Genomic DNA, 6,010 nt, shown 5'->3' with positions numbered 1-6,010 from the left:
CCGGTCGCCAGCCCCACGAGCCCGGCGAGCAGCGGCGCGAGCAGCAGCCGCGCGCTGACCAGCGCCGAGGTCGGATTGCCGGGCAGGCCCATGATGAGCTTGCTGCCCACGCGTCCGAGCCAGACCGGCTTGCCCGGTTTGATCGAGACTTTCGAGAAGAGGAAGTCGAGCCCTCGCGGCTCGAACATCGCTTTGGCGAAATCCTTCTCGCCGACCGATGCCCCGCCGGTCACCACCACGACATCGGCGTTCTCGAGCGAGGCCTCGGCGGCCTTTCGCATGGCGGCGAGATCGTCGCGAAGGCACATCCTGCCGGTGCACTCCGCGCCCCATTGCTCCGCGAGCGCCGCAATGCCGAGCGAAACGCTTTCCGGAATGGCGTCGGTCCGCTCGCGCGCGGTTCCGGGGTCCGCGAGCTCGTCTCCGGTGCTGAGGATCTGGACTCGCGGCCGGCGGCAGACCTCGATCGTGGCGCGGTCGGCTGCCGCTGCGGCAACGATTGCACGCGGGCCAAGCAGCGTGCCCGCCGCCAACAGTTCCTCACCCGCCCGGAAGTCCGAACCATGGCGCCGGATGTGCCGGCCAGCGCCGGGGTCCGCGTCGATCATCGCGACGGCGCCGTCGCGGCGGACATTCTCCTGGATGACGACGCGGTCGGCCCCCGCCGGAACGGGTGCCCCGGTGAAAATGCGCGCGCATGTCCCCGGCGCCACCGAACCGCTCCAGCCCGCACCGGCGAACGACTCGCCGACGACCTCGAGCGACACCGGAAATTCTCCAAGGTCGCTCTCGCGCACGGCGTAGCCGTCCATCGCCGAAACGTCCGCGCGCGGCGCATCGATTGCAGCGACAACGGGACGGGCGAGCACCCGGCCGGCTGCATCGCCGACCCCGACCATTTCGCATCCGAGCGGCTCAGCGACCGAGCGGACGAGTTCGAGCGCCTCCTCGAAGCTGATCATCCGCGCTGCCAGTCCCCCGACTTGCCGCCGCTCTTCGAGACGACCTCGATTCCGCCGATCGACATCGTGCGGTCGATCGCCTTGAGCATGTCGAACATGGTCAAGCAGGCGACGGATATAGCGGTGAGCGCTTCCATTTCGACACCCGTGACCGCGTTCGTACGAGCCTCCGCAACCACCGCGAAACCAGGCAGCCGGTCGTCGATCTCGATCCGCACCTCGACCTTGGTCAACGGCAGGGGGTGGCACAGCGGAATCAGCTCGGCCGTCCGCTTGGCGGCCATGATAGCCGCGAGCTCCGCGGTGTGGATCACCGGACCTTTGGGGGCCGTTCCGGAACGGACCTGGTCCAGCGTCTCCGGCTTGCAGGTGAGATGCCCGCGCGCGGTGGCCGTGCGCGCGGCAACTGCTTTGCCGGACACGTCGACCATGCGTGCACGGCCGCTCTCGTCGACATGCGTCAGGCCGGTCACGCGCAAAGCTCCCTGAGGCGCGGCACCTGACCAGCGAGCGAGCAGGGCCGGTAGCGGCTGTCCAGCTCGTGCTTCAGCACGAGGTCCCACCCGTCGCGGCAGGCGCCCGTCGAGCCGGGCAGGCAGAAAACGAAGGCATCGCCGATCTGCCCCGCGAAGGCGCGCGACTGCAGCGTGGAGAAGCCGACGGTGCCGAAGCTTGCCTGGTGAAACAGGATCGAGAAGCCGTCCATTTCCCTGCGGAACAGCGGCTTGACGGCCTCGGGCGTGACATCGCGCGGGGCGAAGCCGGTGCCGCCGGTGGACAGGATTACGTCAATGTGCTCGTCGTCGGCCCAGGCGCGGACCTGCGAGCGGATTGCATCGACCTCGTCGCGCACGATCGCCTTGCCCGCGAGCTCGTGACCGGCAGCAGTCAGGCGCTCGGCCAGGAGCGCGCCGGACTTGTCGCTGTCCGCGTCGCGCGAGTCCGAGACGGTGAGCACCGCGATTCTCAGCGGATAGAAGATCAGTGCCTCGTCGATTCCCGCCATCACTCAGCTCCAGCGCTCGCGGTCGGCATGGTCCGCGGCGGTCGGCTCGATCCACGCCGACCCGGCTTCGCCCACCTCGCGCTTCCAGAACACCGCCTCGGTCTTGAGCCTGTCCATCAGGTAATCGGCGGCATCGAAGGCGGCACGGCGGTGCCGCGCCGCGGCGCCTGCGAAGACGATCGGCTCACCCGGCGCGATTTCGCCGCAGCGGTGGACGACGCGCACGTGGCTGACGTCGAAGCGCTCGCCGGCGGCGACGGCGATCTCGTTGAGCGATTGCTGCGTCAGGATGGAGTGGTGCTCCAGGATCAGTCGTTCGACCGGGCCGCCGCTTTTCGACTCCGCCCGGGCGAGCCCGACGAAGCTCACCACGGCGCCGTCTCCGCTCGCCTGCGCGACCAGGGCGGCAAGTTCCTGCTCCGGGCGCAGCGAAGCTTGTTCGAGGTGCGCGACGATGCTCATCCGCCGGACACCGGAGACAGGAATTCCACGGTGTCGGCAGTTGCGAGCCGATAATCGTCGGGGACGAAGGCGTGACCGACACACGTGCGCACACGCTTGCTTCGTAGCACTGGTCCGGCCTCCGGGTGCTCGGCGGCGAGCATGGTCCGCAGCTCGGCAACCGAGCAGCCCGGCCGGGCGTCAACCTCGAGCTCCGGAGCGATCGCTTCTGCAAGCCGGCCGTAGAACAGCACCTTCACTTGCCACCTCGTTGCGAACTGCGGTCTTGCTGTCGCCATCGGCGATGCTTCCGTCAACTCATGCGGGTTCGGGGATGAGCCTTCCGGCGAGACGGGCTGGGGGTGTGAGGGGGTCTCGCCGGAAGGGTGCGTCATTCGTACGTGCGTCCGGCGGGAGCGCGGAATAGGTAATGTTACGGAGCCTTGTTCGCCGCTGCGAATTGCAGCGCGCGAGCCTCGCCTCTACTCAGTGGCGCAACGGAGGGTGTCGCCAAGGTGAAAGTCGCTGTCGTCGGTCTCGGCTATGTCGGGCTGCCCCTCGCGGTTGCGCTCGCGCGCAAGCACGAGGTCACGGGCTTTGACATCAGCGCCGAGCGGGTCGCGGCGCTGCGCGAAAGTGTGGATTCGACGAATGAAGTGTCGCCGGAGGAGCTGGGCGCCGCCGACATTGCGATCACCGACGATCCCGTTGCGCTTCGCGGGCATGAGATTTTCATCGTCACCGTTCCGACGCCGATCGACGAGGCGAACCGGCCGGACTTCGCCGCAATGCTCAACGCCTGCGATATCGTCGGCCCGGCGCTGTCGATGGGCTCCGTCGTCGTGTTCGAAAGCACGGTTTACCCGGGCGTGACGGAGGAGATTTGCGGCCCCGCACTGGAGCGGGCATCGGGCTTGAAGGCCGGCGTCGATTTCAGGCTCGGCTACAGCCCCGAGCGTATCAACCCCGGTGACAAGGCGCATCCGATCGACAAGATCGTCAAGGTGGTGGCGGGCGATGATTCAGGAACGCTCGACAGGCTCGCCGATCTCTACGGTTCGGTTGTCGAGGCGGGAGTCCATCGTGCGCCGTCGATCAGGGTCGCCGAGGCCGCCAAGGTCATCGAGAACACGCAGCGCGACCTCAATATCGCGTTGATGAACGAGGTCGCGAAAATCTGCCACCTGCTAGGGATCCGCACGCGCGACGTGCTCGACGCCGCGGGCACCAAGTGGAACTTCCTCAAGTTTCATCCGGGGCTGGTCGGCGGCCACTGCATCGGCGTCGACCCTTATTACCTCACCGCCAAGGCCGAGCAGCTCGGCTATCAGCCCGAGGTGATCCTGTCGGGTCGGCGCGTGAACGACGGCATGGGCGCCTATCTCGCGCAGCGCGTGGTCAAGCTGATCGCCGCAAGCGGCCGGCCGATCAGCGGCGCGCGGGTCGGGATTCTTGGGTTCACCTTCAAGGAGAATGTGCCCGACATCCGCAACTCGAAGGTGATCGACACCTACCGCGAGCTGCGCGAGTTCGGGATCGAGCCGTTGGTCCACGATGCGCGCGCCGACGCGGGTGCAGTGCGCCGCGAATATGGCGTGGAGCTGTCCGGCCTCGACGGGTTCAGCGACCTTGCAGCGCTGATCTACGCGGTCGGCCATGACGAGTACCGTCCGCTCCACGCGCAGATGAGCGAGATGGTTGCTGAAAAGGGGGTGGTCGCCGATGTTCGCTCCCTGCTCGATCCGTCGAGCCTTCGGGCCGACATAGGCTACTGGAGCCTCTAGATCGGATAGTGCCCCGGCTCGCCGGCGATGGTGATCCACCTGAGTTCGGTGAATGCCTCGATCCCGGCCTTGCCGCCGAAGCGGCCATAGCCGGACGAGCCCACGCCCCCGAACGGCATCTGCGGCTCATCGAAGACGGTTGGGCCGTTCACGTGGCAGATGCCCGACCGGATCTTGCGGGCAATCCGGAGGCCCCGCGCGGCATCGCGGGTGAAGACCGCCGCGGCGAGGCCGAACTCGCTGTCGTTGGCCACGCGCACCGCTTCCTCCTCGTTCGCGACCCGGACGATTCCGACCACGGGGCCGAAGCTTTCGTCGCGGTATAGCCGCATGGCCGGCGTGATCCCGTCGAGCACGGTTGCAGCCCTGGAGGCGATCGCGCGGGCACCGTGCGAAAGTGCATCGTCGATCAGATCGCCGACGCTCGCTTTGGCGGCATCGTCAACCTGGGCGCCGACGGCGGGAGCAGGCATCGCGCCGGCCTTCTCCGCGAGGCGCCGGGCGAACTCGTCGGCAATCGCCTCGACGACGATGATCCGCTCGGTCGACATGCAGATCTGGCCGGCGTTCATGAACGCACCGAAGGCGGCGGCCTTGACCGTTTCGTCCAAGTCGGCATCTTCCAGCACGATCAGCGGCGCCTTCCCGCCGAGCTCGAGAAGCACGGGCTTGAGATGCTCGGCCGCGCGCCTGGCGACGATTCGCCCGACGGCGGTCGAGCCGGTGAAATTGATCCGCCGCACGGCGGGATGGTCGATCAGCGCGCCGACGACATCGGCTGCATGCGCCGGCTCGTTGGTGACCAGCTTTACCGCGCCTTCGGGAAATCCGGCTGCGGCGAAGGCTTCGACGATCAGTCCGTGGGTGCGCGGGCAGCGCTCCGAAGCCTTGAGGATCACCGTATTTCCGCAGGCGAGCGGCGTCGCGATCGCGCGGCAGCCGAGGATCACCGGCGCGTTCCATGGAGCAATGCCGAGGATCACGCCGACCGGTTCGCGAAGCGCGAGCGAGAGGAGGCCCGGCTTGTCCGACGGGATCACTTCGCCGGCGATCTGCGTGGTGATTGCCGCGGCTTCCCGCACCATTTCGGCGCCGAGCTTGACGTTGAAGCGCGCCCACGGCTCCGACGCGCGAAGCTCGCTCGTCATCACTTCGACGAACGCATCGGCGCGCGCTTCCAGCGCTCCGGCAGCGCGGTTCAGCAGTGAGCGGCGGGCATTTGGCCCGAGCGCGGACCATGACGGGAATGCGGCGGATGCGGCGTCGGCCGCGGCAATTGGCGAGCTTTGCATGCGCCGCCGCTAGCGCGTCGCGGGGCGCACCGCCACCGCAGCAATCATCTCCGTTTCGGGGCAATGCTTTAGAGGTCGCACAGCGCCGGGAGCCCAGGAGTGGGCCGATGTCCGGCAGAACCGCACAAGGCCGAAAACCCCGGGAGCTGCGCCGGCGTGTGGTCGTTCCCGCAAGACTTCGGCACGGCGCCTCATGGAGCGACACCTGCATCCTCAACATTTCGTCGCGCGGGCTGATGATTCACACGGGTCGGCCGATCCCCGAAGGCACTCAGGTCGAGGTACGGCGGGGCGATCATTTGATCGTGGCGCGTGTGATGTGGCGCGACGGCGGCCGCGTAGGGCTCAAGACCGAAGAGCCGTTGCCGGTCGAAGAGATCATGACGCTGGGCCAATCGCCCTCGCTCCAGCTCACCGCAGCGCCCGGCGAGCGCCGCAGGCATCCGCGCCCGGAGGACCGCAGCCGCTTGCGCGGCAGGGCGATTGAGTTCGCGGCGGTCGCCGCGATCGCCGTATCGCTGGCTG

General features: G+C 68.0%; 8 protein-coding genes. 2 read left to right on the top strand and 6 right to left on the bottom strand.

Annotation, left to right across the window (positions count from 1 at the left end; all coding sequences use genetic code 11):
• The 5 genes from GH737_RS12445 to GH737_RS15375 all read right to left on the bottom strand — a co-directional run.
• A partial coding sequence (locus GH737_RS12445) for a molybdopterin molybdotransferase MoeA (RefSeq protein ID WP_155265129.1) occupies positions 1 to 962 on the bottom strand: 962 nt, incomplete at its 3' end.
• Positions 959 to 1,435, bottom strand: a complete 477-nt coding sequence (gene moaC / locus GH737_RS12440) for a cyclic pyranopterin monophosphate synthase MoaC (RefSeq protein WP_155265128.1) — start codon at positions 1,433 to 1,435, stop codon at positions 959 to 961. The genes GH737_RS12445 and moaC, both read right to left, overlap by 4 nt.
• The gene (gene moaB, locus GH737_RS12435; protein WP_155265127.1) at positions 1,432 to 1,968 is read right to left on the bottom strand and encodes a molybdenum cofactor biosynthesis protein B; all 537 of its coding nucleotides are present in this window, start codon (positions 1,966 to 1,968) and stop codon (positions 1,432 to 1,434) included. Before moaB ends, moaC begins: the two co-directional genes overlap by 4 nt.
• 3 nt (positions 1,969 to 1,971) lie before the next feature.
• Positions 1,972 to 2,430: a molybdenum cofactor biosynthesis protein MoaE gene (locus GH737_RS12430; protein ID WP_155265126.1), complete on the bottom strand. Its 459-nt coding sequence runs from the start codon at positions 2,428 to 2,430 to the stop codon at positions 1,972 to 1,974.
• A complete protein-coding gene (locus GH737_RS15375) occupies positions 2,427 to 2,669 on the bottom strand; it encodes a MoaD/ThiS family protein (RefSeq protein WP_196233154.1) in 243 nt (80 codons plus the stop codon). Before GH737_RS15375 ends, GH737_RS12430 begins: the two co-directional genes overlap by 4 nt.
• A gap of 255 nt (positions 2,670 to 2,924) precedes the next feature.
• Between GH737_RS15375 and GH737_RS12420 the strand changes: the two genes are divergently transcribed.
• Positions 2,925 to 4,193, top strand: coding sequence for a nucleotide sugar dehydrogenase (locus GH737_RS12420; protein ID WP_155265124.1), 1,269 nt, complete (start codon positions 2,925 to 2,927; stop codon positions 4,191 to 4,193).
• Here GH737_RS12420 and GH737_RS12415 read toward each other — a convergent pair.
• A complete protein-coding gene (locus GH737_RS12415; RefSeq protein WP_155265123.1) occupies positions 4,190 to 5,485 on the bottom strand; it encodes an aldehyde dehydrogenase in 1,296 nt (431 codons plus the stop codon). The two genes, GH737_RS12420 and GH737_RS12415, sit on opposite strands and share 4 nt — an antisense overlap.
• A gap of 107 nt (positions 5,486 to 5,592) precedes the next feature.
• Between GH737_RS12415 and GH737_RS12410 the strand changes: the two genes are divergently transcribed.
• Positions 5,593 to 6,010, top strand: a 418-nt coding sequence (locus tag GH737_RS12410; RefSeq protein WP_196233153.1) for a PilZ domain-containing protein, incomplete at its 3' end; no start/stop codon positions are given.

Origin of the sequence: Sphingomonas segetis (assembly GCF_009720245.1) — a bacterium.
Classification (GTDB): domain Bacteria; phylum Pseudomonadota; class Alphaproteobacteria; order Sphingomonadales; family Sphingomonadaceae; genus Sphingomicrobium; species Sphingomicrobium segetis.
This window is presented reverse-complemented; position numbering and strand designations above follow the sequence as displayed.